This is a genomic window from Stagnihabitans lacustris (assembly GCF_025950525.1).
In the GTDB taxonomy this organism is placed as follows: Bacteria; Pseudomonadota; Alphaproteobacteria; order Rhodobacterales; family Rhodobacteraceae; genus Stagnihabitans.
In genome coordinates this window covers 255,686-280,968 of the sequence record NZ_JAPDGS010000001.1, presented here as the reverse complement: position 1 = coordinate 280,968, position 25,283 = coordinate 255,686, and the positions used below count along the sequence as shown (strand labels likewise).

The window sequence follows — 25,283 nt, the reverse complement described above, 5'->3', positions numbered from 1 at the left end:
CATTGCCCCAGCCGACATCCAACGCCTCATGTCGCAGGTCGCCCCCGAAGGGCGTTTGCGGCTGAACCCCGAAACCGTCGAACAGGACCTCGCAAGGCTGGTCCTGGGGCTGATGGAGTTTTTGCGCCAGCTGATGGAGCTGCAGGCGATTCGCCAGGTGGAACGTGGCGAGCTTTCGGCCGAGCAGGAAGAGAAGCTTGGCCTGACCCTGATGCGTGCCGAAGCCGCCTTGCACGACCTCGCCGCCCGTTTTGGCCTGCGGCCAGAAGATTTGTCGCTGGATTTGGGGCCTCTGGGCCGCACTGTCTAGGGCTCTTTAAGGGTTCATTAAGTGCGTTCAGTTTATCTCTAATCATCCGGGTTTTCCCCGCCTGTTCGCCCAAGGACCCATTCCCATGACCTTGCCTGCCACTTTCGACGGCCAAGCCACCGCGCCCCGCAGCTGGCGGGCCCCCAGTCAACCGCTTTTGACCCGGATCGACCTGCAAGGCCTGGTCGAACGCGGCGCGCTGACCGGCTTGCACATGCAGGCCGACGGCAGCCTGATTCTGGATTGCCCCGCGGGCCTGCCCGCAGAGCTTGAAGGCCTGGTTGAAGAGACCGCACCCGATGTCGAAGATCGCCTTGCGCGGTTGGAACGCGATCTCGGCGGGCTTTCGGCCGAGTTGCAAGAGCGGGAACGGCTCTCGGACCGGCTGGAGGCCGTCGAGTTCGGGCTTGCCGAACGTCTGCAGGGTGTGATTGCAGAAGAGGTCTTGAATCTTTTTGCAGAGGGCGAAGCGGGGCCTTCGGTCGTGGACAGGATCGAAACCCTTCTTGATACCGTGCGCCAGGCACCTGATTTCATGGAGCAAATCACCGCGCGGCTGCCCGATCCGGCCCTGTTGGAGGCGCGCTTGGATGAGATCGCCAACCGCCCAGCGCCCCAGCCCGACCTGGCTCCGATGCGGCAGATGAACGCGCGCTTCCTTCAGGCGATGCAACACGTCATGACGCGCCTTGATCATGCGGTGACAGAGATGGCACCGCCCGCGCCCGATGCGGATATTCTCGACCGTCTTGGGCGGATCGAGGCACTCTTGCACAGCCCCAAGCCGCAACTGGACCTCGACCCGCTGTTCGACCGTCTGACCGCGACTTTGGCGCCGCTGCAGAACTCTGTTGTGCAGTTGGCAGAACGGGTCGCGGCGCTGGAAGACAGGCCCACGCCGATGCTGGACCTGACCGAACAGCGCAAGAGTTTCGCAGGCTATGCGACCGCCCTGTCGACCGCTTTGCGCCGGATCGAGGCGCTGGATGGCAAGCTCGACGGCGTAGGCTCCCTGCGGGAGGAGATTGCCGCACTGCAAAACCGCCCCTCGGATACGTTGGAGCCGTTTTTGGCGGCTCTCGACGCGCGCGAGATGCCCTCGCTCACGCCGATCGAGCAAGCGTTGGCGCAGCTCTGTGAACGCCTTGCGCCCCCGGACCTTTCGCCGATTCAGGCAGCGCTGACGACCCTGTCAGATCGCGTGGCGAGCTTGGAAAGCCGGCCAGGCCCAGTTCTGGACGTGACCGAGCAGCGCAAGAGTTTCGCCAATTTTGCCACGGCTTTGGGCGCAACTCTGCGCCGGATCGAAAGCGTCGCCGACCGCTGGGAGGCCATGCCCGATCCGCTCCCCGAATTTGGGGCCAAGCTGGATGCCGTGGTCGCAGCCCAAGCCAATGCCAAGCATGATTCGCTCACAGGAGCGATTCTGACCCTGGCAGAACGGGCGAGCCCCGCCCCTCTGCCCGGATTTGACGCTTTCCGCGCCGCCCAGCAGGATTTCTTCCAGGATCTGCGCTTTCTGTTGGCGGAAATCATCGCGACGCAGATGCGCCACCAGGCTTTGGCGGGCTAAGGCAGGCAAAAAAGGGCGAAAAGGGCGCGGCTTTCGGGAAAAGCCGCGCCCTTGCATTTCATTCACTAAGATACACCGCATCTCTCCGGGCCAAGGTAGGAAAGTCTTATTTCTTCTGCGCTTTAACTATCCTGTGCCCGAGATGTCGGGCCGAAGCGCTCATTTCACGGAGACAAACATGGCTATCGAAAAGAACATCGCCTCTACCTCCATCGCCGAAGTCGTGGATCGCATCCTCGACAAGGGTGTGGTGATCGACGCCTTCATCCGTATCTCGCTGGTCGGGATCGAACTGGTCGCAATCGAGCTGCGCGCCGTCGTGGCCTCGGTCGAAACCTGGCTGAAATATGCCGAAGCTGTCGGCCTGACCCTGGACCCGGCCGCGGCCTAAGATCCGCTTACGCCTCGGGCGGGTCGATCCGGGACAAGGCTTCGGCCACGGCCTCGATCTCCCGCCCCAAAGGACGGTCGGCGGTCAATGCAGGGCTGATGCGGCGCACGACGCGCCGCATTGCCTCGGCTGCCGGGGAAAAAGCATCCGGCCCCTCGATTTCGCGCAGGTCGATGGCCTGAGTGACGGTCATGGCCAAGATCGCCTGGATCTGAAAGAGCATCTCCAACTTGTCGGCCACCAAGCGCGCGGCAATCGTGCCCATCGACACCACATCCTGATTCGCGCCATTGGTCGAGATCGAGTGTATCGAGGCAGCTCCCGTTGCCCGCATTTCGGCCAAAAGGGCCGTCGCCGTCACTTGGGCCCCCATGAAGCCCGAATTCAGTCCCGCCGGCCCCCGCAGCAAAAAGGCCGGCAATCCGCGGTTCAGTGTTTCATCGGTAAGACGGGCGATCTGCCGCTCACATAATCCCGCCAAGACCACGAGGGCCGAACTGAGCGCATCGGAGGCAAGGCCAACGTGCTGGCCCATGAAATTGCCACCATGCAGGGCAAGGTTTGCATCGTCATCACCCGGGAAAATCGGATTGTCGGTGGCTGATTGCAACTCGCGCGCGACCACCTCGTCGTGGAACTGGGCCGTGTCGGCCACCGCGCCGATCACTTGCGGCGCGCAGCGCAGGGTATAGGCGTCTTGGCCTGCGACCCTTTCGGTCATGCCGCCGACCCCGGTCAGCCGACGCATGGCAAGCGGACGCTGGACCACCCGCGCAGAGCCCGAAACCCGCGCGCGCAAGCTCGCTGCAACCTCGGCCTGGCCGGGGTGGGGCCGCACCTCGGCAAAGGCGGGATGCCAGGCCTCGACCCTTGCGCCCAGCACCTCGGCCAGGCCGGCGGTCAAGGCCACGGACCAGTCGATCGCACGTCGCGCGGCCAAGGCGTTCAGCGCCGCAATCCCGGTCATCGCCGAAGTGCCGTTCACCAGCGCAAGACCGTCGCGCCGGGCCAGATCCAGCGGCGGATACCCGATCTGGCGCAAAGCCTCTTCGGCCAAAACGATGGTGCCGTCCGGGGCAATGAACTCTCCCCTGCCCTGCAAACACAGGACCATATGGGCCAATGGCGTCAGGTCGCCCGAGGCGCCGACGGTGCCTTTCGCCGGGATTGCAGGCGCGAGCCTGCTGTTCAGCACCGCCACGAGCCGGTTGACCGCCTCGGCCGAGGCGCCTGAGACGCCCTGCAAAATCGACATCAACCGCGCCAGAACGATGGCGCGGGCTTGCACATGGCCCAAGCGTGGCCCCACGCCAGAGGCCAGATGGTGAACCAGGTTCTGTTGCAACAACACCCCATGTTCCGCCCCCACCAGCCGATTGGCCAGTGGACCAAAACCCGTCGTGATTCCATAGACATGGCGGTCTTCTGCGATGATGCGGCCAAGCCGGTCATGGGCCCTTTGGCATCGCGCCATAGCCTCGTCCGACAAGGTGATGGCCAGTTCGCCACGCGCGATGCGTCCCGCGTCAGACAAGCTCAGCCGGTGATCGAGGATTAGGGCATTGGCCTGCGGGGCAGCGTGATGCGACATGATCTTCCCTGACGAAGTTTCGCAGAGTTTAGCCGCATCAAGGTTAATTCAGACTTAACTGCACCCCGGGCCTTGGCACCGGAACAAAATACTCTGATCTCAACAACTCCAGGTTCAAAACCGGCAGCGCCCGCCGGTCTTCCCCCCGGCCCAGCTGCACCAAGGGTTCCGCCCCCTCCCCCTCGCTTGGCAAGCCTTTGAGAACCCAAGCCGAATTTTCAATCGAGAAAACGCGCTCGACCCGGAACCCCAGCATGTCTTCCCCCTCACCGATCAGCAGGACACGTTCCAGGCCCGAGCGCGTGGTTTCGGCACCAAGACGGGTGTTCAGATCAACCAGCGGAACACTGGCCTGATCTCGGGCGAAAAATCCCTCCAATCCCATCATCGGATGGGTCATTGGCACCACCCGGCCGGGTGGCTGCAAAATGCAGCTGACCTGCGAAAGTGGCGTGGCAAAAACGCGCCCCGCCTTGTAGACAAGGTAGCGTTCGACCTCGCCCCGCGCGACCGCTGCAGCCGCCACGCCAACAACCGGCGTGGACAGGCCAGTGATTGAGGCCACGCGCGGATCGGCCAAAAACCGGTCGATGGCGATTGTGTAGATCTGCGTCCCATCCTCGCGCACCAGCACGCCCGAAAAGAAGTCCCCACCGATCCCGACCATGCGCGGGATCGCAAGATACTGCCGGCGGTCGACGGCGCGCACATCCTGGATCGAATCGACCGCAAGCCCCAGAAGTCGATCTCCCTCGCAGCGCAGGACGACAACTTCGGTCTGCGCCTTTTCACTCAGCGCCCCAAGGCCAAAGACCGCGGCCGAGTTCAACACCGGCACGCGCCTTTTGTGATAGGTAATCGAGCCCATGCAGAATCCCGAGGTGATGGCATTGACCTCGATCGTTTGGCGCGGGACCGTGCCATAGACATCCTCGGCCCTGACAGAGAATCGCGCGCCACCCACGTCGAAAATCAGCACGGGTTCGCGCTGGCCATCCTCGACGCGGGCTTGCACGATCTGCGGGGCGGCGACAGAGTAAACCTCTGGCAAAGCAAAGATTTCCTCGAGATCCACAATGGAGATCGAGCGTGTCCCGTCCAAAAAGACGCTGTGAACGCAACTGCGCCCCAGGCCGGGATGCGCCAGACCCTGGACCTTGTCGGGCAGGACACGGGCGATGCCGATGACCTCGTCAACGGGAAAGGCCACAAGTCGCTCTTGCCGCCGCACGATGACCGCGAAGGGGCCACGCGCGCGCGCGGGAAACCCGCAGAGCCCCTGCAGATCCAGCACGGGGATCATGTGACCCCGCAAATTCAGCCCGCCCAACAGCGCGGAAGAGCTGATCAAAAGGGGATGCAGGTCCTGCAGGCGGCAGACCTCTGACATCTGGTCCAGTGAAAAGCCCACCAAAGAGGCCCCCACCCGTGCGATGCCATAGGCCAGCTCCTGGTCAGCTGCCGATTGCGGATTGGATGGCTTGGACAAGTTCGTTCACGCCCTTGTAAGTGCTCGCCTGATCATCGGATTGGCCGCGCAGGTTGTTCAGCGCGCCCAGATTGCGGTCAAAGTCCTTCTCCTGGGTGCCGAGAAGCTCGACCACGGATTGGGTCTGCCCCGTGCCCAAGGTCATCCGTTCATGGGCCAGTCCGATATGCTTGCCGATCTCGCGCGCGGCCTCGACATTGCGTTCGGCCAATTTGCGCACTTCATCGGCGACGATCGAGAAACCGATGCCATATTCCTTGGCCCGCGCCGCCTCGATCGCGGCATTGAAGGCCAAAAGGTTGGTCTGCACCGCAATATCGCTGATGACGCCGACGATATCGGACACCGCCGTCACGGCATTGGCCGCCCCCTTGATCGTCTCCAGCGAGCCCATGAGCAACCTTTGCCCATCCTGAGTCCTCGCCCGGGTCAATTCGACCAACCCGGTCAGGCTTTCGGATTCGCGCCGGATGTCGAGGCTTATTTCACGGCCATGATTGACCTTTTCGATGATTTCCGCCGCGTTGCGTCCGGTCAGATTGGCCAGCGCAACCTGGTCTGAGATATCGACCGCGGTCTTCACGACCTTCACCACTTTGCCGTCGATATCGGCCACCGGATTATAACTCGCGGCCAATTCGATCTGGCGGTCGAAGCGTCCCACCCGATGCATCCGCCCCGAGAAAGGCTCACCCTTGGCGCGGTTGATCCAGAATTCCCGATACTCTGGCGACCTGGTGTATTCCGGCGCACAGAACATAGAGTGGTGCTGGCCCGCAATCTCGCGCATCGAATAGCCGAAGGTCTTCAAAAAGGCCTCGTTGGCGTCGACCACATAGCCCGCAGGGTCGAATTCGATGACAGCCTGACTCTTCAGGATGGCCATCAGCTTTTGTTCGAAGTCGTTCGACGCGATCCGCATCGCCGTGATGTCTTGCGCGAATTGCACCACGCGCGAGACCTTGCCCCTGGCATCGAGGACCGGGTGATAGCTGCCCATCAACCACATCGTTTGCCCATCAGCAGACTTGCGACGGAAGACGCCCTCGTGCCAGACCCCATTGCGAACCTTTTCAAAGATCGCCTTGGCCTCAAGCTTGATCTCGCGCAGATCGGGGCACAGGTCTTCGTGGTTCAGCCCGACGATATTCTCGGCCTTGAACCCGCCTGCCGCCACGAAAGGCCCGTTGACCTTCAGGATCTTGCCGTCCAGGTCGTATTCGATCAGGATTTGACCCGCCTCTGCCCCTTCGACACGGGACCGGATTTCAGCTTCGCGCGTGACCATGGGCGTCAGGTTCACGAAGGAAAACACGATCTTCCACAGGCTGCCCGAGGTGGTGAACAGCGGCACATAGGCGCCGCGCACCCAGATCGGCTCGCCGTCGATCCGACGCAGCTCGAAGCGATCCTCGACCGTGTCGCCACTGCGCAGCTTGTCGAAGAAATCACGATATAGCGCCGAATTCGCGAAGTCGGGCGTGCAGAAGTCCTTGAACTCGCGGCCGACCACATCGGCGGCCGGCGCCTTGAAGGCGGTTTCGAACACCTTGTTCACGCGGGTGACGCGCAGATGTTCATCCATCTCGATCCGGCCCGCCAGCTTGTCCAGCGCAGTGACCAGCGAGGCCGCGTCAAGGAAAGCCTCGTGTTCTTCGGTGGCGTTCCGTCCCGCCTTCAGGATCTTGACGACCTTGCCTTCGGCATTCTTGACCGGCACGAAAGAGGTCCGAAGCCAGATTGTCTTGTTCTGCTTGGTGCGCTGATGGACCATCTCGAACTGAACGCGGCCGTCCAGCAGATCTTCCCACATCTTCTTGTAAGGCAGGCTGCGGGCATATTCCTTGTCCAGGAATTGCGTCTCGTGCTTGCCGATACATTCGTCGGGCTCTTGGCCCAGGACCTGCGCCATGGCGGGGTTCATCTCTTTGACATGGCCTTCGATGTCCAGCTCGGCCACCAGCATGACATCCCACATCGCCGTCGCCCGCTCGATCGCGGAGGCGGATTTGTAAGCCTCTTGCGTGACATCCATCAGGGTCTGGACGACCTTGGTCATCCGCCCCTCGGCGTCGCGGATCGGGATGAAGGTCGATTGGAACCAGACCCGGCTTTCCACCGCCGTGACATGTTGGTGCCGCCCCTCGACCGTGCGGCCCTGACGCAGCTTGTCCCAGAACTGGCCATAGGCCTCGGACATGCAGAAATCCTGCGGCCAGATCGAATCGAGGTTCCGCCCGACCAATTCGTCGCCGTAATCCTCCATCGCGGATTGCGCGCGTTCGTTCAGGGACAGGATATTGCCGTCGATGTCATAGGTGATGATGCCCAGATGCGCGTCGATGGCGCCCAGAACCTCACCAGGGCCCGAGGGCGCCGCGGCCTTGGGCTTGGAAAAGATCACCAGCACATGACTGTCACCTTCCCCCACGGACAAGGCCTTGATATCGCCAACGATCGTCAGGTCCATCGCGCCGACCAGCTTGCCGGACCAGGCACATTCGTCGCCCTGGATCACCTGGCCCCAGGTCGCCGCGCCATCGCCGGTCATCTCGGCGAAGGAGGGCAGGAAGGGGTTGTCCAGGTCAAGGCCCAGATCGAACAGCGCCTTTTCATTGGCCGCCACAAGGGCGCCACTGGCTGCATCGAACAGCAGCAGCCCATCTTGCGCCAAAAGTCGTGTCGCCAATGTCCCGAGGATGCGCGGAAGGAGAGTTTCGGAAGGCACGGGCGCGGTCGCGTCGGGAGAAGGGGTCATGTGCACACCTGTAGTGGTCCTGCCCCGGTTCTAATCCTCGCGTGTTAATAAAAAGTTCGCCTCAAACTCAAAAAGCGGCTTTTTGCGTGCCGCTTACCATTGGATCGCGGCCAGCACATCGGCAAGGACCGCCGCCAGGATCACCACCGAAGAGGTCCCCGACATGTCGATCCGCACATCAGCCCCGACCTGCGTGACCCAGGCCAGCTGCGCCACCCCGCCCGAGGCGCCCGACAGGTCAAACTGGTCGCCCGGGGCGAAATCCAGCACCTGATCCGCACCCTTTTCCGCTGCAAAGACAAAGACATCCGCCCCCGCACCGCCCAGCATCGTGTCATTGCTCGCCCCGCCCCAAAGCCGGTTGGCGCCCGTATTCCCTTCCAGCCGGTTCGAAGCGCTGTTGCCCGTGGCCTCCAGCGCATCGCTGCCCATCAGCCGCAAGACCTCGACCGCGGCAGGCAGCGCATAGCTCACCCAGGCCTCGATCGTGTCCGACCCGCCGCCCGAGACCTCGATCACCTGGTCGCCCTGATTCTGCACGACATAGGTGTCATTGCCCGCAAGGCCGGTCAGGATATTGTCCTGGTCATTGCCCGTGATCACGTTCGAGGCCGCATTGCCCGTCCCGCTGATCGCCGTGCCGGTCAGGGTCAGGTTCTCGACATCGGCGCCCAGCGTATAGCTGTCGGCCGTCACCAGCGTATCGGTGCCCGACCCGCCGATCACCAGATCCTGCGCCTCGGCAAGGATCATGTCGTTGCCCGTGCCGCCGTCCAGCGTATCCACCCCCGCGCCGCCGATCAGCGTGTCATGACCGCTGCCGCCCGACAGGCTGTCATCCCCCGCCCCGCCGTCCAGGGTGTCCGAGGTCGAGACCGCGACGACCGTATCCGCCCCCGCACTGCCCGTCAGCCGCACACCCAGAGTGGCGCGGCCGGTGAAATCCACCAGCCCTCCCGCCGACAGCGTATAATCCAGCACCCCGCGCAGGGTGGCAAAGCCCATCAGCTGCGCCGCGGTCAGGGTCAGGGCGCCGGTGCCCTCCAGCACCTCCAGCCCGGTCAGGGTCATGCCGGTCAGATCGCCAAAGGCCGCCAGCACATCCGTCCCCGTGCCGCCATCAACGACGAGGCCACCGCCCAGCCGGTCATTGCCCGCCCCGCCCCACAGCGTGTCAAAGGCGCCGCCCTCCAGCGTGTCATTGCCCAAGCCGCCGTCCAGCAGGTTCGCCCCCGCCCCACCGGTCAGCAGGTCATTGCCGCCCAGCCCGTTCAGCGTGTCATCCCCATCGCCGCCCGAAAGCCGGTTGGCAAGGTCAGTGCCGGTGATCAGGTCGGCAAAGGCGCTTCCGGTGATATCCTCGATGCCGTTGGCGGCCACGAAACTCACCGCGCCCGAGCCCGAAAAGTCCACAAGGTCAGTGCCTTCGCCCCCGTCAACCAGATCGGACCCATCGGCCAAAAGCGTGTCATCCCCCGCCCCGCCGATCAGCGTATCGGCCCCCGTGCCGCCGTCCAGCAGGTCATTGCCCAGCCCGCCGTCGATCATATCCGCCCCGGCGCCGCCCATCAGGTGATCGTCATCCGCGCCGCCCTGAATCGTGTCGTCGCCCCCGCCCGCCATCACCGTATCGCGCCCGCCCTGCCCGTCGAACAGGTCCCCCGTGCCATCGGCCACCGCCGCCGCAAGCCCGGCAAAGCCCGCCATCCCGGCCCCGCTCGCCAGGTCATCCCCCGCCGTCCCGGTAAAGCCCTGCGAGACCGGGGCGCCGAAATCAAAGGCCTCTGGCCCAACCGCACCAAGGCCCGCCAGCACAATCCGCGACCCGTCGGGCAGCGTCACGACCAGGTCGGCGCCCTGCAGCTCTTGCGCCAGTTGGTCGAAATAGAGGCCCCGCCCCGACAGGTCGATCACATCCCCCGCCTCGAACCCCAGAATCCGGTCGTGGCCCGACCCCGCCGCAAAGACAAAGCGGTCCGCCCCGACACCCCCCGACAGCGTGTCATCCCCAAGCCCGCCCTCGATCACATCGTCGCCCGCCAGCCCGCGGATCACGTCATGGCCCGCCCCACCCGCAAGCGTATTGTCGCCCGCCCCCCCCTCCAGCGTGTCGGCAAACTCTGACCCCAGCACCCGGCGAAAGCCCGCAATCGTGTCCGTCCCACCGGCAAACACCGTCCGCCCCAGATTGACCGACACCGAAACCGCGCGGTCAAAGCCCTGATAGGTCAGGGTATTCACCCCATTCCCCCCGGTCAGCCCATTGCGCCCCAACCCGCCCGAAATCACGTCGTCCCCATTGCCCCCGGCAATCGTGTCATTGCCCGCGCCGCCGATCACCGTATCAGCCCCCAGCGACCCCGTGATGACCGAGCCCCAGACCGCGCCCGCCTCGGTCAGGCGCGGCCCAAGGTCCAGCGCCACGCCCGAGGGCACCAGCCACAAAAAGACCACTCCCGGCACCGGCCCCTTGCGGATCGTGGTGAACCCCATGAAGCCCTCGGCCGACATGCGGATCGGCTGGCCGCGGGTCTCCAGCACCTCGATGCCGGTGAGGGTCAGGCCCGCCATGTCGACCCCGCCGGTGTAGGACAGGTTGGCCAGCACATCGACCCCCGCGCCGCCGTCGATGACCCCGGTTCCGGGGCCGAAAATCTCGATCCGGTCGTCGCCCTCGCCGCCAAAGATCGACCCGGCCAGCATCTCGCCATCTTGCAACAGGTCATTTCCCGTCCCGCCAAAAAGCTGGTCCGACCCCGCCCCGCCGATCAGCGTGTCCCCCTCGGAGCCGCCGTAAAGCAGGTCGTCGCCCAGCCCCCCCATCAGCAAATCCGCCCCCGCCCCGCCGGTCAGCGTGTCGCGCCCGCCCGCAGCCTCGACCCAGTCATCGCCCGCGCCCAGCGTCAAAGCCTCCGCCTCGGCGGTGCCCGTCACCTGCGCCCCCCGCGTCGTCAGCTCGTCCGACAGGTCCAGCGCCACCACCCCGCCCGAGGGCAGCAGCATCAGCACCACCCGTCCCGCGCCCGGCCCGGTTATGGTGTCGAACCCGTCCAACTGCGCCGCCCGCGCCCAGACGCCGGTCACAAGCTCCAGCACCTCGATCTCTGATATCGCAAGGCCGGACAAATCGGCCAAGCCCGGCGCCAAACGGTCCAGCCCGGCGCCGCCGATCAGAATCCCGGTGAACCGCGCATCGCCGATCAGGAACAGGTCATCCCCCGACCCGCCCGCCATCGAGGTCGCCCCCCCCGCCAGGTCCTGCAGCACATCATTGCCCGACCCGCCGCCCAGGCTGTCATCCCCGATGTCGCCGATCAGCGTGTCATGGTCGTTGCCGCCCTCCAGCAGGTCATTGCCCTCGCCGCCGTCGATCCAGTCGTTGCCCGCCCCGCCCGTCAGACTGTCATTGCCGCCAAAACCCTCGATCGTGTCCTGGCCGCCGCCCAGCGTCACGGCATCCCCCGCCCCGGACCCGCCCAGCACCACCGCCCGCAAACCGCCGCCCGCCGTCACCTTGGAGGTCAGGTTCATGCCCCCGGCCGAGGCCACCAATTGCAGCCGCACCAATGAGGTCTGGTCGCCGAAAGCCTTGCGGATCATGGTGAAACTGTCGAATTGCTCGGCCCGGGCCGTGACCGTGCCAGAGGCCTCCAGCACCTCGATCCCCGACAGGATCAGGCCCGAAAGCCCGCCATTGCCGACACGCAAGACGTCATTGCCCGTCCCGCCCGTCAGGCTGCCCGCGAAATCGGCATTGCCCGTGACCAAAGTGTCATCGCCGATCCCGCCATCCAGAATCGAAACCTCACCCTCGATATCGACCAGAAGATCATTGCCGCCAAGGCCGCGCAGCACATCATTGCCACCCAAACCCACCAGGACATCATTATCCGCCGTGCCATCGAACAGGTCATCGCCTGTATTGCCGATCCGTTCCACCATCGCCGCGCCCTTTTCCTTGGCGGCGACCTTGGCAAAGGAAGGTTAAGACCCGGCTGCGCCCCAAGGCACGGTTTCATTCAAATTGCGCGCATCCTTGGGTTTTGCGGATGGTAGGCCCACTGGGACTCGAACCCAGACTGTAAGGATTTTAAGTCCTCTCTCTCTACCAATTGGAGTATGAGCCCCGCTCCTTGCCCTTAGCAGCCTCGCAAGCCGCGTTCAATCTCGCCCGCGCGGCATGGTCCTTGCCGCGGTGCCGCATTGACAGGGCCGGGGTGGCGCTGTTTGCTGCGCCAAACCATTGCGGGAGGTGCGTATGAACAAGGTCTATCCCAATGCCGCGGCGGCGCTTGATGGCGTGCTGGCCGATGGCATCATGATCGCCAGCGGCGGCTTCGGCCTGTGCGGCATCCCCGAACTGCTGATCGCAGCCATCCGCGATTCGGGGGTGACGGGGCTGACCGTGGCGTCGAACAACGCGGGCGTGGACGGGTTCGGCCTTGGCGTGCTTTTGGCGACGCATCAGGTGCGCAAGATGATCTCGTCCTATGTGGGCGAAAACGCCGAATTCATGCGGCAATATCTGTCGGGCGAACTGGAGCTGGAGTTCAACCCCCAAGGCACCTTGGCCGAGCGGATGCGGGCGGGCGGTGCGGGCATCCCGGGGTTCTACACCAAGACCGGCGTCGGCACGGTCATCGCCGAGGGCAAAGAGGTGAAAACCTTCGACGGTCAGGACTATATTCTGGAGCGCGGGATCGTGGCCGACCTGTCCATCGTCAAGGCCTGGAAGGCGGACCCGTCGGGCAACCTTGTCTTCCGCAAGACCGCGCGCAACTTCAACGTGCCGGCGGCGACCTGCGGGCGGATCTGCGTGGCCGAAGTCGAAGAGATCGTCCCCCTGGGCGCACTTGACCCAGATGGCATCCACCTGCCGGGGATCTATGTCCACCGCGTCATCATGGGCACCCATGAAAAGCGCATCGAACAGCGCACTGTGCGCAAGAAGGCGGACATGGGCACCGATGCGACCAAGAAGGAGGCCCTGTGATGTGGGATCGCAACCAGATGGCGGCCCGGGCCGCGCTTGAACTGCGCGACGGGATGTATGTGAACCTTGGCATCGGTATCCCGACGCTGGTGGCCAATTACATCCCCCAGGGCGTCAATGTGACGCTTCAATCGGAAAACGGGATGCTGGGCATGGGCCCCTTTCCGTTCGAGGGCGAGGAAGACGCCGACCTGATCAACGCGGGCAAGCAGACGATCACCGAACTGCCGCAGACCGCCTATTTCGATAGCGCGACGAGCTTTGCCATGATCCGCGGCGGCAAGATCGCCATGGCGATCCTCGGCGCGATGGAGGTCTCGGAGACCGGCGACCTGGCCAACTGGATGATCCCGGGCAAACTGGTCAAGGGCATGGGCGGCGCGATGGACCTGGTGGCGGGCGTGGGCCGCGTGGTCGTGGTCATGGACCACACCTCCAAGCACGGCGAATCCAAGGTGCTGAAGGCCTGCACCCTGCCCCTGACCGGGAAATCCGTGGTCAGCCGGATCATCACGAACCTGGGCGTGCTGGATGTCGTGCCGGGCGGGTTGAAGATCGTGGAACTGGCTGAGGGCGTCACCGAAGAGGCCTTGCGGGCCGCGACCGAAGCCACGCTGGTCTGATCAGGGGATCTCTTCGGCAACAACGGCCTCGGTCGCCTTGGCGGCCGAGAGCACCTTGAAGACGCAAGGGTCGCTCATCAGCATCGGCGGCGACAGGCAAAGCCCCTGGGCCACTTGCCAGGCGGCCAGGACCTTGGGCACATAATCGCGCGTCTCGGCATAGGGCGGCACGCCCTGGTTCGCGCTCACCGCGCCCTCGCCCGCGTTATAGGCCGCGATCACCATCAGGGGGTCGCGGTCGAAATTTCCCATCAGCCAATCCAGATAGGCCACGCCGCCCTTGATGTTTTGCGCGGCATCCATCGCATCCGACACCCCGAATCGCGCCGCCGTCGCCGGGATCAGCTGCATCAGCCCCTGGGCCCCGGCATGGCTTTCGGCATTCACCTTTCCCGCGCTTTCCACCGCCATCACCGCCAGAACCAGCGCCGGAGAGACATCGGTGCCCACCGTCCGCGTCATGATCTCGGCGCCGTAAGCCTCGGCCAGGCCCTGCATCGCCTGCAGGCGCGGCGCCCGGACCGCGGTGCCGTCGGGCCCCTGCGACAGCGCCGCCATTGCCAGGAAGAATCGGTCGTCATTGGCGCTGATCGCGGTGGGGACCGTGGTCCAGAACCAGTCATAATGCGCCGTGGTGGCCACTTGCGGCGCCAAAGGCTCTGCCAGCGGGGGTGTCTGGTCCTGGTAATCGGGGCGCGGATCGACCTTGGGGGCGGCGGCCAGAAGGGCGGCCTGCTCGACCGGGTCGATCTGCACGGTGATTCTCTTGCCCGGCTTGATCCCCGAGACCTTCAGCCGCTTGAAGGTGAAATTCCCTTGCGCAGGAGGGGTTTGGGCTTCGGCCATGGGCGCATCGGCAGGCTCCGCCCCGGGAAACACCGGATCGGCCAGCGCGACTTGCGGCGCGCAAAGGCAAAGGATCAGGCCTGTGGCCCGAAGTCTCGCCGTCATGGAGTGAACCTGCTCGTTTCTGTCTTTTGCCCGAATTTGGCAGATTCCCCCGCCCAGGCCAAGGTTTTCAGGGGTTTGCGCCGATTTCCCCCCGGTTTTCCCGGCCGCTTCGACCGAAAGGCCACAATTCGGCCACGAAAACACTCCGACAATTCCCCTTTTGCGTCCAATCCGCGCCGCCTTGGGGGGGCAAAACGAACTCATCCGAACGGCGGCGGCGGAACAGAGGCCAAAGCCAGACAGACCGAACGGCGAAATCGCAACCAACACTGACAGGAATACAAAATGAAACTGGTTCAACTCTTCAAAGCCTTCTCCTCCGACGAAGCTGGCGCCGTGACCGTTGACTGGGTCGTGCTGACCGCCGCCATCGTTGGCCTGGGCATGGTCGTCGTGACCTCGGTCGGCGGCGGGATCGAGGACATGGGCGCCAACATCTCGACCGAGCTGGGCGACACCTCGAACATCGGCTACACCTCGGCTCCCTGATCCTTGGGATTTTGCCTGAAGGGCCGCGTCGCAAGACGCGGCCCTTTGCATTTGCGGCCTTTGTCTTTGGGCCCCGTATTTGCGCTTTCGCGTCCCGGGTCCTGGCCGTCTTGCCCCAGCCGCTGCCTTATTTCAGCCACGAAAAGACACCGAGATTTCCCTGATCCGGTCCAATCCGCGCCGCGATGGGGGGGCAAAAAGAACCTATCCGGACGGGGATACGGGAACAGAGGCCCGCAGCCACAAGCCGAACGGTAGAAACCGACAACCAACATCGAAGGAAATCATCATGAAACTGGTTCAACTCTTCAAAGCCTTCTCCTCCGACGAAGCTGGCGCCGTGACCGTTGACTGGGTCGTGCTGACCGCTGCCATCGTCGGCCTCGGCATGGTCGTCGTGACTTCGGTCGGCGGCGGGATCGAGGACATGGGCGCCAACATCTCGACCGAGCTGGGCGACACCTCGAACATCGGCTACACCTCGGCTCCCTGATTTTCCCACGCCTTCGGGCATGGATGGGCCGCGTCGCAAGACGCGGCCCTTTGCATTTGCGCCCCCGGCTTTGCCCCCCGGCTTTGCGCCAGGCCTCGGACGCCTGGCGTCGCGCCATCCCGACCGCGCGCAGTGCCGGCCGATCGACTCGCCCGGGGCGCCAAGAGGCGCACCAGGATCAGGATCAGCCCGCCCCCCCACTTCGCCACAATTCGCACATGAAAAGACACCGACATTTCCCTGATCTGGTCCAACCGGCGCCCCGATGGGGGGGGAAAACAGACTTATCCGAACGGCGGCAGCGGAACAGAGGCCAAAGCCAGACAGACCGAACGGCGAAACCCAAACCAACACTGACAGGAATACAAAATGAAACTGGTTCAACTCTTCAAAGCCTTCTCCTCCGACGAAGCTGGCGCCGTGACCGTTGACTGGGTCGTGCTGACCGCCGCCATCGTTGGCCTGGGCATGGTCGTCGTGACCTCGGTCGGCGGCGGGATCGAAGACATGGGCGCCAACATCTCGACCGAGCTGGGCGACACCTCGAACATCGGCTACACCTCGGCTCCCTGATTTCCAGGATTGCCTGACGGGCCGCGTCGAAAGAGGCGGCCCGATCCACCGAAGGAACTTCACGGTTTCTTCACCTCATGGGCAAGACTATGGCGCAAGCCTGTGGTTTGGCTGAAGACGGCCCGATTTGTGCCGCAATTCAGCCCAAGACCTGCGTCAAGGTGGTGAGGTTAACCACGCCTGCGCGGTTCGCCGCCAGGCAACAGGGGTCAGCATGAAACTTTCATGGACTATCTTCCTCAAGGACGAGACCGGCGCCGTCACCGTTGATTGGGTGGTCTTGACCGCCGCTCTCATCGGGATCGGCATGCTCGTCCTGATGCCGGTCGCCTTCAGCGCGAACAGCGCCTCCACCACGGTGGGCGGCGAAATCAGCTCGCAAGAGATCGGTTACAAATCGCAATAGGTCGGGGGGGAAATCCTCCGACCTTTCCGGCTAATGGGGTATCGGAATGCGCGCTGTCTTTTCACTCGTCCTGGTCGTGGGGGTCGCTTTGGCGGGCTCGGCGGTCTATATGACGCAGAAGTATTTCAACCAGTCCCAGGCAGAACTGGCCAAGGAACGTGACCTGCGCGCCAAGACCGGCCCGCTGGTCCAGATCTTTGCCGTCAACAAGGTCAAGAAATATGGCGAGGTCCTGACCAAGGACGACGTCCAGATGATCTTTGTCCAGCAAAGCGCCCTGCCCGAACATGCCTTCGACAAGATCGAGGACCTGTTCCCCGATGACGGCAAGACCCCGCGCTATATCAGCCGCCAGATGGAGAAATTCACCCCCGTCCTGACGGAAACCGTGACCGAGCCCGGCCGGCCTGCGGGTCTTTCGGCCTCGCTGGAAAAGGGCGAAAGCGCCTTTGCGGTCAAGGTCGACATGGCTTCGGGCGTGGCGGGCTTTGTCAATGTTGGCGACCGCGTCGATGTCTACTGGACCGGTTCGGCGGGCGGGACCACCGAACAGGGCGAGATGACGCGGCTGATCGAAGGCGGCGTCCGCGTCGTGGGCGTCGATCAACAGGCCGACAACTCCGTCGCCTCCGAGGGCGTGGCCCGCACCGTGACGCTGGCGGCCTCTCGTGAACAGGTGGCGCGTCTGACGCAGGCCGCAGCGACCGGGCGACTGAACCTGGCCATCGTTGGCACCGATGCGACCGGCGCCACCTCGATGATCGAGGTCGACAGCAACGGCCTCTTGGGCATCACCCCCGAACAGGCCGCCGCCGCCCCCGAGGCGCCAAAGGTCTGCACGCTAAAGACCCGCAAAGGCACCGAGGTCGTCGAGACCCCGATCCCCTGCGCGACCAACTAGGCGCAAATCGGCCCCACCTATCGTGGGGCCGTTAACTTTTTGCGCAACCTGCAGCGGGTGTTGCAGGTTATCCACATAAGGAACACGTCCCAAGCTTTTGATTCTTGCTTAAAAATGCGGGTTCAGGCATTTTGGACAGGTCAATCGGGCGGTAAAGACCCGGATCGGGCAATGTTGAGAGGGCAGGCTATGAAGATGCGAGGCCTTTGGGTGGCGGCTGTGATGGGCTTGGCTTTGGCCGGCCCTGTTGTCGTTTTGACCCCGGCGCAGGCTCAAACCCTGTCCATCATGAAGGGCAACACGAACGAGCCCTTGAACGTGCCGATCAACCGCGCCGTGGTGGTCGAAAGTGACACGCCCTTTGCGGAACTGTCGGTGGCCAATCCCGGGATCGCCGATATCTCGACCCTGTCGGACAAGACGATCTATGTCCTGGGCAAGCTTCCGGGCCGCACGACGATGACGCTCTTGTCCCAAGACGGCAAGCTGATCTCGAATGTGGAAGTCCATGTCACGCTGGACATCGAAGAATTCAAGGAACGCCTGCAGCAGATTTTGCCGGGCGAGCCGATCGAGGTGCGCACCGCCAATGACGGGATCGTCCTGTCGGGCACGGTGTCTTCGACCGCCAAGCTGGACCGCGCGCTGGACCTGGCCAACCGCTATGCGCCCGACAAGGTGTCGAACCTGTTGATGGTTGCCGGGACGCAGCAAGTCATGCTGAAGGTCCGTTTCGCCGAAATGCAGCGCTCGGTGTCCAAAAGCCTGTCCTCGTCGCTGGGGGTGCGTGGCGGCACGCAGGCCGGCGTTCTGGGGGCCACGGGCACTCTGGCCAGCCAGACGGCCGACAATATCACCAATGGCATCGTCAGCCTGAAGGACGGCACGGCGGGCGCGCTTGGCTTGGGCTTTACCGCCGGTTCGCTGGAATTCGGTGTCCTGCTGGAGGCGCTGGAATCCAAGGGCGTCGTGCGCACCCTGGCCGAACCGAACCTGACCGCCCTGTCGGGCCAAGAGGCCAAGTTCCTTGCGGGCGGCGAATATCCGATCCCGGTGACGTCGGATTCGGGCTCGATTGCCATTGAATACAAACCCTTCGGGGTCGAGCTGAACTTCACCCCCGTGGTGGTGGACGGCAATACGATCAACCTGCAGATCAACGCCGCTGTCTCCTCTATCGACACCGCGACCTCGGTGACGACCAACGGGATCTCGGTCAATGCCTTCAAACGCCGTGAGACTTCGACCACGGTCGAAATGCGCGACGGCGAAAGCTTTGCCATCGCGGGCCTGCTGCAAGACGACTTCACCGACCTGAACAACCAGGTGCCGTGGCTGGGCGATGTCCCGATCCTGGGCGCGCTGTTCCGCAGCGCCGACTATCAGCGCAAACAATCCGAGCTGGTGATCATCGTCACCCCGCATCTGGTGACTCCGGTGCGCGGCGATACCCTGGCCCTGCCCACCGACCGCATCCGCCTGCCCTCTGAAAAAGAACTGTTCCTGTTCGGCAAGACCGCCGGCAGCGCGAACACCCCCGCCGGCGAGGTCGCCCGGCAGGATTTCAGCGGCGCCTATGGCTATTCGATGGAATGACGCCATGATGTTCATGAAACCCGCCTTGATCGTTTCCCTTCTGGCGCTGGCCGCCTGCACCGGCGAGGTCGGCTCCGAGGTCGACGAGGGCGCTTTCGGCACCCCCACCATGGTCAACGGCATGGCCATGATGGGCGAAGGCCAGGCGACCGAACTCTTGGGCACAAGGTTCAATGCCGAAGTGCCGACCGCCGTGACCTTTGCCTTCAACTCGGATGTTCTGACGCCCCAGGCGCAACAGACCCTGGCCACCCAGGCCACCTGGATTCGCAAATTCCCCGAGGTCAAGTTCTCGGTCTATGGCCATACCGACCTTGTGGGATCGGAGAGCTATAACAAGGGCCTGGGCCTGCGCCGCGCCAAGGCGGCCGTCAACTATCTGGTGTCGCAGGGCATTTCCCGCTCGCGGCTGGAGGCCCTGGTGTCCTTGGGCGAGACGCAACCCGTCGTGGCGACCCAGAACCGCGAAGAGCGCAACCGCCGCGCCGTGACCGCGGTTTCGGGCTTTGCCAAGGGCTATGCGGGCCAGATCAACGGCAAATATGCCGCCATCATCTTCCGCGACTATGTCGAAAGCGGGACGCGGGCCATCAACCCGGCCACCACGACATCGACCCAGATCGCGCCCACCGGACAATAAGAACCGACCCCTTTGGAAGACGAACAGGCCCCTTCGGGGGCCTTTTTCGTTCCGCGCGATTGTTCACGTTCTTTCGTCAAACCCCGGCGAAAAGCCCAAATTCCCCAGATTAACGGCATTTCGGCCCCAATCTCGCCACCATCTGACGGCACCTTCAACCTTGGGGGCACGCGCGTCGACCGTAAAGAGTCGAACCGGGCCAGGAGATGTTAGAACAGCATCTCCAACTTGGGCGTTAGATCGAGGATGGGTGTATGTCGAGTGTTGCAAATCTTCAGCCGGAGCCGGCGTCAATCCTGGCATGCACGATCAGCCGGGATGTGCAGAATTTTGACCTTTTGATCGACGACATGGAGATCGAACTCGGGGAATCCTGGGGCGATCTGGGGTTTGAGGATGCGGCGGTCTTTCTGGACCAGCCTGACAGCCAGACGCTGGAATTTGTCGTCATCGCCGTGGATGCCGAGGACGAGGGCGACCTTGCCCGCATCACCGATATCATCCGCCAGGCCAAGGCCAAGACGATCAAGGTCCTGATCGTCGCCAACCAGATCGGCCCCATGGCGCTGCATCAACTGCTGCGGCTGGGGGCAGATGACTTCCTGCCCTATCCGCTGCCCGAAGGCGCGCTCCACGAAACGATCGAGCGCATCCGCAAGCCCGCGCCGGCGGCTGTCCTGACCGCGCATCACGCCGAACCCGACGCCGCCCATCCGGGCTTCAAGGCCAAGGGCGACCGCGACGGGGTGATCTTGCCGGTCCATGGGATGTGCGGCGGCTCGGGGGCCTCGACCTTCGCCACCAACCTGGCCTGGGAGCTGGCCGCCATGCCCGGCGACGCCCCCCGCGTCTGCCTGATCGACCTGGATTTCCAGTTCGGCTCTTCGGCCACCTATCTGGACCTGCCGCGCAAAGAGGCGGTCTTCGACTTCCTGTCCGACCCCCTGGCCGCCGACAGCGACGGGCTGTTGCAAGCCATGGTCACGTTCAACGACAAGCTGCATGTGCTGACCGCGCCCTCCGACATGCTGCCCCTGGACATCATCGGCCCCGAGGAAATCGGCCGCATCCTGGATATGGCGCGAGCCAATTTCGACTTCGTCATCATCGACATGCCCAAGACCGTCGTGGCCTGGACCGAAGCCGTGCTGAACCGCGCCCATGTCTATTTCGCGCTGCTGGAGCTGGACTTGCGTTCCGCGCAAAACGTGCTGCGGCTGGTGCGCGCGCTGAAGGCCGAAAGCCTGCCGCATGAAAAGCTGCGCTATGTGCTGAACCGGGCGCCGAAATTCACCGACCTGTCCGGCAAAAGCCGCGTCAAGCGCATGGCCGAAAGCCTGGACATCGGCATCGAACTGCAGCTTCCCGATGGCGGAACCCAAGTGACCCAGGCCAATGACCACGGCCTTCCGCTGTCGGAAACCGCCGCCAAGAACCCCTTGCGCAAAGAGATCGCCAAGCTGGCGAAGTCCTTGTTCGAACTGAACAAATCCGTCGAAACCGCGCGCAAGTAAACGAGGGCTGTCATGTTTTCACGCTTTAAAAAGAACGAGCCCGCAGCACCGCGCCAGACCACGGCGCCGGTCGGCTCTGCCGCGCCTGTGGCGCCCTCGCAGCCCAAGCCCACCGCAGCCCCACAGCGCAACGCCACCCCCGCCCCCCAGGCCGCAGCCGCCGATGTGATTGCCTCTGACAAAGAGCGCAAGCGCAAGGAAAAGCTGATGGAGCTGAAGGTCGAGCTTCACAAGCGCCTGTTGGACAACCTGAACCTTGCGGCCTTGGAATCGGCCACCGAAGCCAGCCTGAAGACGGAAATCGCCGACATCGCCTCCGAGGCGCTGACGGAAATGTCGGTGTCCTTGAATGCCGCCGACCGCGCCCAGCTGAACCAAGAGCTGTATGACGAGGTCATGGGGCTGGGTCCGCTGGAACCGCTGCTGAAAGACGAATCCGTCAACGATATCCTGGTGAACGGGCCGCAGCGCGTCTTTGTGGAACGCAAGGGCAAGCTGGAACTGACCGACATCACCTTCAAAGATGAACGCCACCTGTTGCGGATCATCGACAAGATCGTTTCCGCCGTGGGGCGCCGGGTCGACGAATCGAACCCCTATTGCGACGCGCGCCTTGCCGATGGGTCGCGTTTCAACTGCATGGTGCCGCCGGTCGCGGTGGATGGAAGCCTCGTCTCGATCCGGAAGTTCAAAAAGGAAAAGCTGCGGGTTGGCGACCTTGTCAACTTTGGCGCCTTTACCGAAGAGATGGCGCTTTACCTTCAGGCCGCCGTGTCCTGCCGGTTGAACATCATCGTGTCAGGCGGGACGGGCTCGGGGAAAACCACGACGCTGAACGCCTTGTCGTCCTTCATCGACAATGACGAACGCGTCCTGACGATCGAGGATACCGCGGAACTTCAGCTGCAACAGGTCCATGTCGGCCGGATGGAAAGCCGCCCGCCGAACGTCGAAGGCAAGGGCGCGGTCACGCAGCGCGACTGTCTGCGCAACGCTCTGCGGATGCGGCCTGACCGGATCATCGTGGGCGAAACCCGCGGCGAAGAGGTCATCGACATGCTGCAGGCGATGAACACCGGCCACGACGGGTCGATGACCACGATCCACGCGAACTCTGCCCGCGACGGGATCTCGCGTCTGGAAAACATGGTCGCCATGGCCGGCATCGAAATGCCGCTGAAGGCCGTGCGCTCGCAGATCGCCTCCGCCGTCAACCTGATCGTCCAAGCCTCGCGCCTGCAGGACGGCTCGCGCCGCATGGTGTCGATCACCGAAATCACCGGCATGGAAGGCGAGGTCATCTCGATGCAGGAAGTCTTCCGTTATGAACGCCTGGGCGTCGAGCCCAATGGCAAGATCATCGGCCGCTTTAACGCCACCGGCGTGCGCAGCCATTATTCCGAGCGATTCCGGCAATGGGGTTTCGACCTGCCGGCCTCGATTTACGAACCCATCGTTTAAGGTGTCACAATGACGATCAGCGCCGCACCACTTATCTATATCCTGATCTTCGTCGCCGTGATCTTCCTGGTCGAGGGGCTGTATCTTACGGTCTTCGGCAAGTCGATCCAGCTGAACAACCGCCTGTCGCGCCGTCTTGCGCTGTTGGAAAAGACCCAGGACCGCGAAAAGGTGCTGGAGCAGCTGCGCAAAGAGATGACCCAGCACATGAATTCGCGGGGCATCCCGCTGTATTCGCTGCTGGCGCAAAAGGCGCAGCGCGCCAACATCGCCTTTTCGCCGAAACAGCTGGTCCTGATCATGATCGGCCTGTCCTTTGTGGCCTTCCTTGGCCTGACCATCGGCACCGAGGCCTCTCCGGTCGTGCGCGTCGGCATGGCCATCGGCATGGGTGTCGGCGGGGTTTACTTCTGGGTCAACGGCAAGGCCAAAAAGCGGATGGACCTGCTGGATGAACAGCTGCCTGACGCCGTCGAGCTGATGGTGCGGTCGCTGCGCGTCGGCCATCCGTTCTCCTCGGCCATCGCCAACGTCGCCAAAGAGGTCGCAGACCCACTGGGCACCGAATTCGGCGTGATCGGCGACGAAGCGTCCTATGGTCGCGACATTGCCGAAAGCCTGAAGGCCTTTGCCGAACGTCTGGACAACCAGGATTTGCGCTTTCTGGCCGTGGCCGTGACCATCCAGCAGCAATCGGGCGGCAACCTGGCCGAGATCCTGGAGGGTCTGGCCAAGGTGATCCGCGCCCGCTTTAAACTGTTCCGCCGCGTCAAGGCCATCACGGCCGAGGCGAAATGGTCGGGCGGCTTTCTGTCGGCCTTCCCGCTGGGCGCCTTGGTGATGATCAACGTCATCCAGCCGAATTACTACGACGACGTCCAGGAAACCGCGGCCTTCATCCCCGCCTGCCTGATCGTCGCCGTCCTTTTGACCATCAACGTGATCTTCATGAAGGTCATGGTTAACATCAAGGTCTGACCCAAATGTTCGATGCACTCCAGACCATGCTGACCGACAAGCTGGGCCCTTTGGGACCGCTGTATGTCGTGGGACTTCTGGGGATCGGCCTGATCCTGGCCGTCCTTCCCCAGATGATGAAACGCCAGCCCGAGCCCTTTGAAAAGCTCAAGGCCATGCGCCAGCCTGCGGTCGAGCTGAAAAAGGGCCAGACGCTGCGCCGTGGCGACAAGGTGGACAAGCTGCAGAAGTTCTCGGCCTTCCTGGAGCCCCAGGACGTCGAGACGATGACCGCGGCACGCCTGCGCATGGTGCGGGCGGGCTATACCAACAAGAACGCGGTGCGGATGTTCCACTTCGCCCAGTTCGCACTTGGCATCGGGCTTTTGCTGATCGGTCTGATTTACACGATCATCGTCGGCCAAACCGCCGAAGTCACGACCCAGTTCAAGATCATGGCCACGCTGGGGCCGGGCGCTGCGGGCTATTACCTGCCACAATACTGGGTGACGCGCCGCATCGGCGAGCGGCAAAAGCAGATCATCCAGGGCTTTCCGGATGCGCTGGACCTGATGCTGGTCTGCATCGAGGCCGGGCAGTCGCTGGACCAATCCATCAACCGCATGGCCCGCGAAACCCGCATGGGCTATCCGGCGCTGGCCGACGAACTGGACATCGTCTCCCACGAGGTCAAGGCCGGCAAAGAGCGTGTGACCGTGCTGAAGGACATGGCCGAACGGGTGAACGTGCCCGATGTGTCGTCTTTCGTGACGACGCTGGTGCAATCGGCGACCTATGGCACCTCGATCGCCGAGGCGCTGCGGGTCTATTCGTCCGAAATGCGCGATAAACGCGTGATGCGGGCCGAAGAAAAGGCCAACACCTTGCCCACCAAGCTGACCTTGGGCACAATGCTGTTCACGGTGCCGCCGCTGATGATCATCCTGATCGGACCTTCGGTGATGGGCATCCAGAAAATGTTGTCGATGGGGTCGAATTAACCCCGCGGGGGTTGGTTTGCGCAAAGTCCTTCTTGGCCTGGTCCTGATGCTCTCCGCCTGTGGCGGGGAGCTTTCTTCTGGCGGCATGACGCCCCCCGCTGTCAACGGCCGCGCGGCCTCGGTGGATGGGCTGGAGGTCGGGCATCGCCTGATGGAGGCGGGGGAATACGAACTGGCGCTGAAGGCCTATTACCGGGCGGCGGGTCAGGACGGGATGACGGTCGATGTCCTGTCGGCCGTGGGCTCGGCCGATCTGAAACTGGGGCGGCTGGGCCAGGCCGAACAGGTCCTGCGCCGCGCCATCGAAGAGGAGCCGACCTTTGTTCCCGCCATCAACAACCTGGGCGTGGTCCTGATGGAACAGGGCAAGTTCGGCGAGGCCAAGGCGGTCTTTCAGCAGGCCTTCGAGTTGGACAGTGGCAATTCGGATTCCATCCGCGAGAATCTCAAGCTGGCTATCGCCCGGTCCGAAAAAACCGTCTATGGTGAACCCGATGCCGAAGACGCGCCCAAGTTCAACCTGGTGCGGCGGGGCGAGGGTGACTTCGTTTTGCTAAGCCAGTTGTAAGCGCG

At 63.5% G+C, this 25,283-nt stretch carries 22 protein-coding genes and 1 tRNA gene; 17 read left to right on the top strand and 6 right to left on the bottom strand.

Going from position 1 to position 25,283, the window contains the following annotated elements; translation table 11 throughout:
* Positions 1 to 28 precede the first annotated feature (28 nt).
* The 3 genes from NX862_RS01385 to gvpA all read left to right on the top strand — a co-directional run bounded on the left by NX862_RS01385 (position 29) and on the right by gvpA (position 2,274).
* Positions 29 to 310 carry a gas vesicle protein K gene (locus NX862_RS01385; RefSeq protein ID WP_264492080.1) on the top strand — a complete coding sequence of 94 codons (282 nt, stop codon included), beginning with the start codon at positions 29 to 31 and terminating at the stop codon, positions 308 to 310.
* An 85-nt stretch (positions 311 to 395) separates the two neighbouring features.
* Complete coding sequence (locus tag NX862_RS01380; RefSeq protein WP_264492079.1) at positions 396 to 1,883, top strand: DUF3375 domain-containing protein; 1,488 nt, start codon at positions 396 to 398, stop codon at positions 1,881 to 1,883.
* 178 nt (positions 1,884 to 2,061) lie between these two features.
* A complete protein-coding gene (gvpA, locus tag NX862_RS01375) occupies positions 2,062 to 2,274 on the top strand; it encodes a gas vesicle structural protein GvpA (protein ID WP_264492078.1) in 213 nt (70 codons plus the stop codon).
* 7 nt (positions 2,275 to 2,281) lie between these two features.
* On the opposite strand, the gene NX862_RS01370 is transcribed toward gvpA, so the two are convergent.
* The 5 genes from NX862_RS01370 to NX862_RS01345 form a co-directional block, all read right to left on the bottom strand.
* Positions 2,282 to 3,865, bottom strand: coding sequence for an HAL/PAL/TAL family ammonia-lyase (locus tag NX862_RS01370; protein ID WP_264492077.1), 1,584 nt, complete (start codon positions 3,863 to 3,865; stop codon positions 2,282 to 2,284).
* A gap of 43 nt (positions 3,866 to 3,908) precedes the next feature.
* Positions 3,909 to 5,354, bottom strand: coding sequence for a chemotaxis protein CheW (locus NX862_RS01365; protein ID WP_264492076.1), 1,446 nt, complete (start codon positions 5,352 to 5,354; stop codon positions 3,909 to 3,911).
* On the bottom strand, positions 5,320 to 8,112 hold the full coding sequence (locus NX862_RS01355; RefSeq protein WP_319800857.1) for a PAS domain-containing protein: 2,793 nt from the start codon (positions 8,110 to 8,112) through the stop codon (positions 5,320 to 5,322). Before NX862_RS01355 ends, NX862_RS01365 begins: the two co-directional genes overlap by 35 nt.
* 93 nt (positions 8,113 to 8,205) lie before the next feature.
* Positions 8,206 to 12,054 (bottom strand): beta strand repeat-containing protein, encoded by a 3,849-nt coding sequence (locus NX862_RS01350; RefSeq protein ID WP_264492075.1) that lies wholly within the window; start codon positions 12,052 to 12,054, stop codon positions 8,206 to 8,208.
* Between the two features lie 108 nt (positions 12,055 to 12,162).
* Positions 12,163 to 12,239: transfer RNA gene (locus NX862_RS01345), tRNA-Leu, on the bottom strand.
* Between the two features lie 131 nt (positions 12,240 to 12,370).
* On the opposite strand from NX862_RS01345, the gene NX862_RS01340 reads away from it, so the two are divergent.
* Together NX862_RS01340 and NX862_RS01335 are read left to right on the top strand one after the other, a co-directional pair.
* Positions 12,371 to 13,105 carry a CoA transferase subunit A gene (locus NX862_RS01340; RefSeq protein WP_264492074.1) on the top strand — a complete coding sequence of 245 codons (735 nt, stop codon included), beginning with the start codon at positions 12,371 to 12,373 and terminating at the stop codon, positions 13,103 to 13,105.
* Positions 13,102 to 13,728 (top strand): 3-oxoacid CoA-transferase subunit B, encoded by a 627-nt coding sequence (locus NX862_RS01335; protein WP_319800856.1) that lies wholly within the window; start codon positions 13,102 to 13,104, stop codon positions 13,726 to 13,728. The genes NX862_RS01340 and NX862_RS01335 overlap by 4 nt, the downstream gene beginning before the upstream one ends.
* Here NX862_RS01335 and NX862_RS01330 read toward each other — a convergent pair whose 3' ends face one another.
* Positions 13,729 to 14,679 (bottom strand): lytic transglycosylase domain-containing protein, encoded by a 951-nt coding sequence (locus NX862_RS01330; protein ID WP_264492072.1) that lies wholly within the window; start codon positions 14,677 to 14,679, stop codon positions 13,729 to 13,731.
* Positions 14,680 to 14,964: 285 nt separating this feature from the next.
* Between NX862_RS01330 and NX862_RS01325 the strand changes: the two genes are divergently transcribed.
* From NX862_RS01325 to NX862_RS01270, 12 genes are all read left to right on the top strand, one after another.
* A complete protein-coding gene (locus tag NX862_RS01325; RefSeq protein ID WP_264492071.1) occupies positions 14,965 to 15,168 on the top strand; it encodes a pilus assembly protein in 204 nt (67 codons plus the stop codon).
* 289 nt (positions 15,169 to 15,457) lie between these two features.
* Entirely contained in the window at positions 15,458 to 15,661 is a 204-nt protein-coding gene (locus NX862_RS01320; RefSeq protein ID WP_264492071.1) for a pilus assembly protein, read from the top strand.
* Between the two features lie 369 nt (positions 15,662 to 16,030).
* Positions 16,031 to 16,234 (top strand): pilus assembly protein, encoded by a 204-nt coding sequence (locus tag NX862_RS01315; RefSeq protein ID WP_264492071.1) that lies wholly within the window; start codon positions 16,031 to 16,033, stop codon positions 16,232 to 16,234.
* 214 nt (positions 16,235 to 16,448) lie between these two features.
* Positions 16,449 to 16,640 (top strand): hypothetical protein, encoded by a 192-nt coding sequence (locus NX862_RS01310; protein WP_264492070.1) that lies wholly within the window; start codon positions 16,449 to 16,451, stop codon positions 16,638 to 16,640.
* Positions 16,641 to 16,686: 46 nt separating this feature from the next.
* Entirely contained in the window at positions 16,687 to 17,541 is an 855-nt protein-coding gene (gene cpaB / locus NX862_RS01305; protein ID WP_264492069.1) for a Flp pilus assembly protein CpaB, read from the top strand.
* Between the two features lie 189 nt (positions 17,542 to 17,730).
* A complete protein-coding gene (locus NX862_RS01300; RefSeq protein WP_264492068.1) occupies positions 17,731 to 19,137 on the top strand; it encodes a type II and III secretion system protein family protein in 1,407 nt (468 codons plus the stop codon).
* A gap of 7 nt (positions 19,138 to 19,144) precedes the next feature.
* Positions 19,145 to 19,777: an OmpA family protein gene (locus NX862_RS01295; RefSeq protein ID WP_264492067.1), complete on the top strand. Its 633-nt coding sequence runs from the start codon at positions 19,145 to 19,147 to the stop codon at positions 19,775 to 19,777.
* Between the two features lie 254 nt (positions 19,778 to 20,031).
* Positions 20,032 to 21,291 carry a CpaE/TadZ family protein gene (locus NX862_RS01290; protein ID WP_264492066.1) on the top strand — a complete coding sequence of 420 codons (1,260 nt, stop codon included), beginning with the start codon at positions 20,032 to 20,034 and terminating at the stop codon, positions 21,289 to 21,291.
* 12 nt (positions 21,292 to 21,303) lie between these two features.
* Positions 21,304 to 22,752 carry a TadA family conjugal transfer-associated ATPase gene (locus NX862_RS01285; protein WP_264492065.1) on the top strand — a complete coding sequence of 483 codons (1,449 nt, stop codon included), beginning with the start codon at positions 21,304 to 21,306 and terminating at the stop codon, positions 22,750 to 22,752.
* A gap of 9 nt (positions 22,753 to 22,761) precedes the next feature.
* Positions 22,762 to 23,730 (top strand): type II secretion system F family protein, encoded by a 969-nt coding sequence (locus NX862_RS01280; RefSeq protein ID WP_264492064.1) that lies wholly within the window; start codon positions 22,762 to 22,764, stop codon positions 23,728 to 23,730.
* Positions 23,731 to 23,735: 5 nt separating this feature from the next.
* The gene (locus NX862_RS01275; RefSeq protein WP_264492063.1) at positions 23,736 to 24,710 is read left to right on the top strand and encodes a type II secretion system F family protein; all 975 of its coding nucleotides are present in this window, start codon (positions 23,736 to 23,738) and stop codon (positions 24,708 to 24,710) included.
* Between the two features lie 46 nt (positions 24,711 to 24,756).
* A complete protein-coding gene (locus NX862_RS01270) occupies positions 24,757 to 25,278 on the top strand; it encodes a tetratricopeptide repeat protein (RefSeq protein WP_413694532.1) in 522 nt (173 codons plus the stop codon).
* The last annotated feature ends 5 nt before the right edge of the window (positions 25,279 to 25,283 follow it).

What these genes read in the sequence shown, in the direction of transcription:
- NX862_RS01315 (WP_264492071.1), top strand. Translation starts at nt 16,031, where the DNA reads ATGAAACTGGTTCAACTCTTCAAAGCCTTCTCCTCCGACGAAGCTGGC.
- cpaB (WP_264492069.1), top strand. Translation starts at nt 16,687, where the DNA reads ATGCGCGCTGTCTTTTCACTCGTCCTGGTCGTGGGGGTCGCTTTGGCG.
- NX862_RS01270 (WP_413694532.1), top strand. Translation starts at nt 24,757, where the DNA reads ATGCTCTCCGCCTGTGGCGGGGAGCTTTCTTCTGGCGGCATGACGCCC.
- NX862_RS01310 (WP_264492070.1), top strand. Translation starts at nt 16,449, where the DNA reads ATGAAACTTTCATGGACTATCTTCCTCAAGGACGAGACCGGCGCCGTC.
- NX862_RS01290 (WP_264492066.1), top strand. Translation starts at nt 20,032, where the DNA reads ATGTCGAGTGTTGCAAATCTTCAGCCGGAGCCGGCGTCAATCCTGGCA.
- NX862_RS01325 (WP_264492071.1), top strand. Translation starts at nt 14,965, where the DNA reads ATGAAACTGGTTCAACTCTTCAAAGCCTTCTCCTCCGACGAAGCTGGC.
- NX862_RS01320 (WP_264492071.1), top strand. Translation starts at nt 15,458, where the DNA reads ATGAAACTGGTTCAACTCTTCAAAGCCTTCTCCTCCGACGAAGCTGGC.
- gvpA (WP_264492078.1), top strand. Translation starts at nt 2,062, where the DNA reads ATGGCTATCGAAAAGAACATCGCCTCTACCTCCATCGCCGAAGTCGTG.
- NX862_RS01380 (WP_264492079.1), top strand. Translation starts at nt 396, where the DNA reads ATGACCTTGCCTGCCACTTTCGACGGCCAAGCCACCGCGCCCCGCAGC.
- NX862_RS01280 (WP_264492064.1), top strand. Translation starts at nt 22,762, where the DNA reads ATGACGATCAGCGCCGCACCACTTATCTATATCCTGATCTTCGTCGCC.
- NX862_RS01385 (WP_264492080.1), top strand. Translation starts at nt 29, where the DNA reads ATGTCGCAGGTCGCCCCCGAAGGGCGTTTGCGGCTGAACCCCGAAACC.
- NX862_RS01355 (WP_319800857.1), bottom strand. Translation starts at nt 8,112, where the DNA reads ATGACCCCTTCTCCCGACGCGACCGCGCCCGTGCCTTCCGAAACTCTC.
- NX862_RS01285 (WP_264492065.1), top strand. Translation starts at nt 21,304, where the DNA reads ATGTTTTCACGCTTTAAAAAGAACGAGCCCGCAGCACCGCGCCAGACC.
- NX862_RS01370 (WP_264492077.1), bottom strand. Translation starts at nt 3,865, where the DNA reads ATGTCGCATCACGCTGCCCCGCAGGCCAATGCCCTAATCCTCGATCAC.
- NX862_RS01295 (WP_264492067.1), top strand. Translation starts at nt 19,145, where the DNA reads ATGTTCATGAAACCCGCCTTGATCGTTTCCCTTCTGGCGCTGGCCGCC.
- NX862_RS01330 (WP_264492072.1), bottom strand. Translation starts at nt 14,679, where the DNA reads ATGACGGCGAGACTTCGGGCCACAGGCCTGATCCTTTGCCTTTGCGCG.
- NX862_RS01300 (WP_264492068.1), top strand. Translation starts at nt 17,731, where the DNA reads ATGAAGATGCGAGGCCTTTGGGTGGCGGCTGTGATGGGCTTGGCTTTG.
- NX862_RS01340 (WP_264492074.1), top strand. Translation starts at nt 12,371, where the DNA reads ATGAACAAGGTCTATCCCAATGCCGCGGCGGCGCTTGATGGCGTGCTG.
- NX862_RS01350 (WP_264492075.1), bottom strand. Translation starts at nt 12,054, where the DNA reads ATGGTGGAACGGATCGGCAATACAGGCGATGACCTGTTCGATGGCACG.
- NX862_RS01275 (WP_264492063.1), top strand. Translation starts at nt 23,736, where the DNA reads ATGTTCGATGCACTCCAGACCATGCTGACCGACAAGCTGGGCCCTTTG.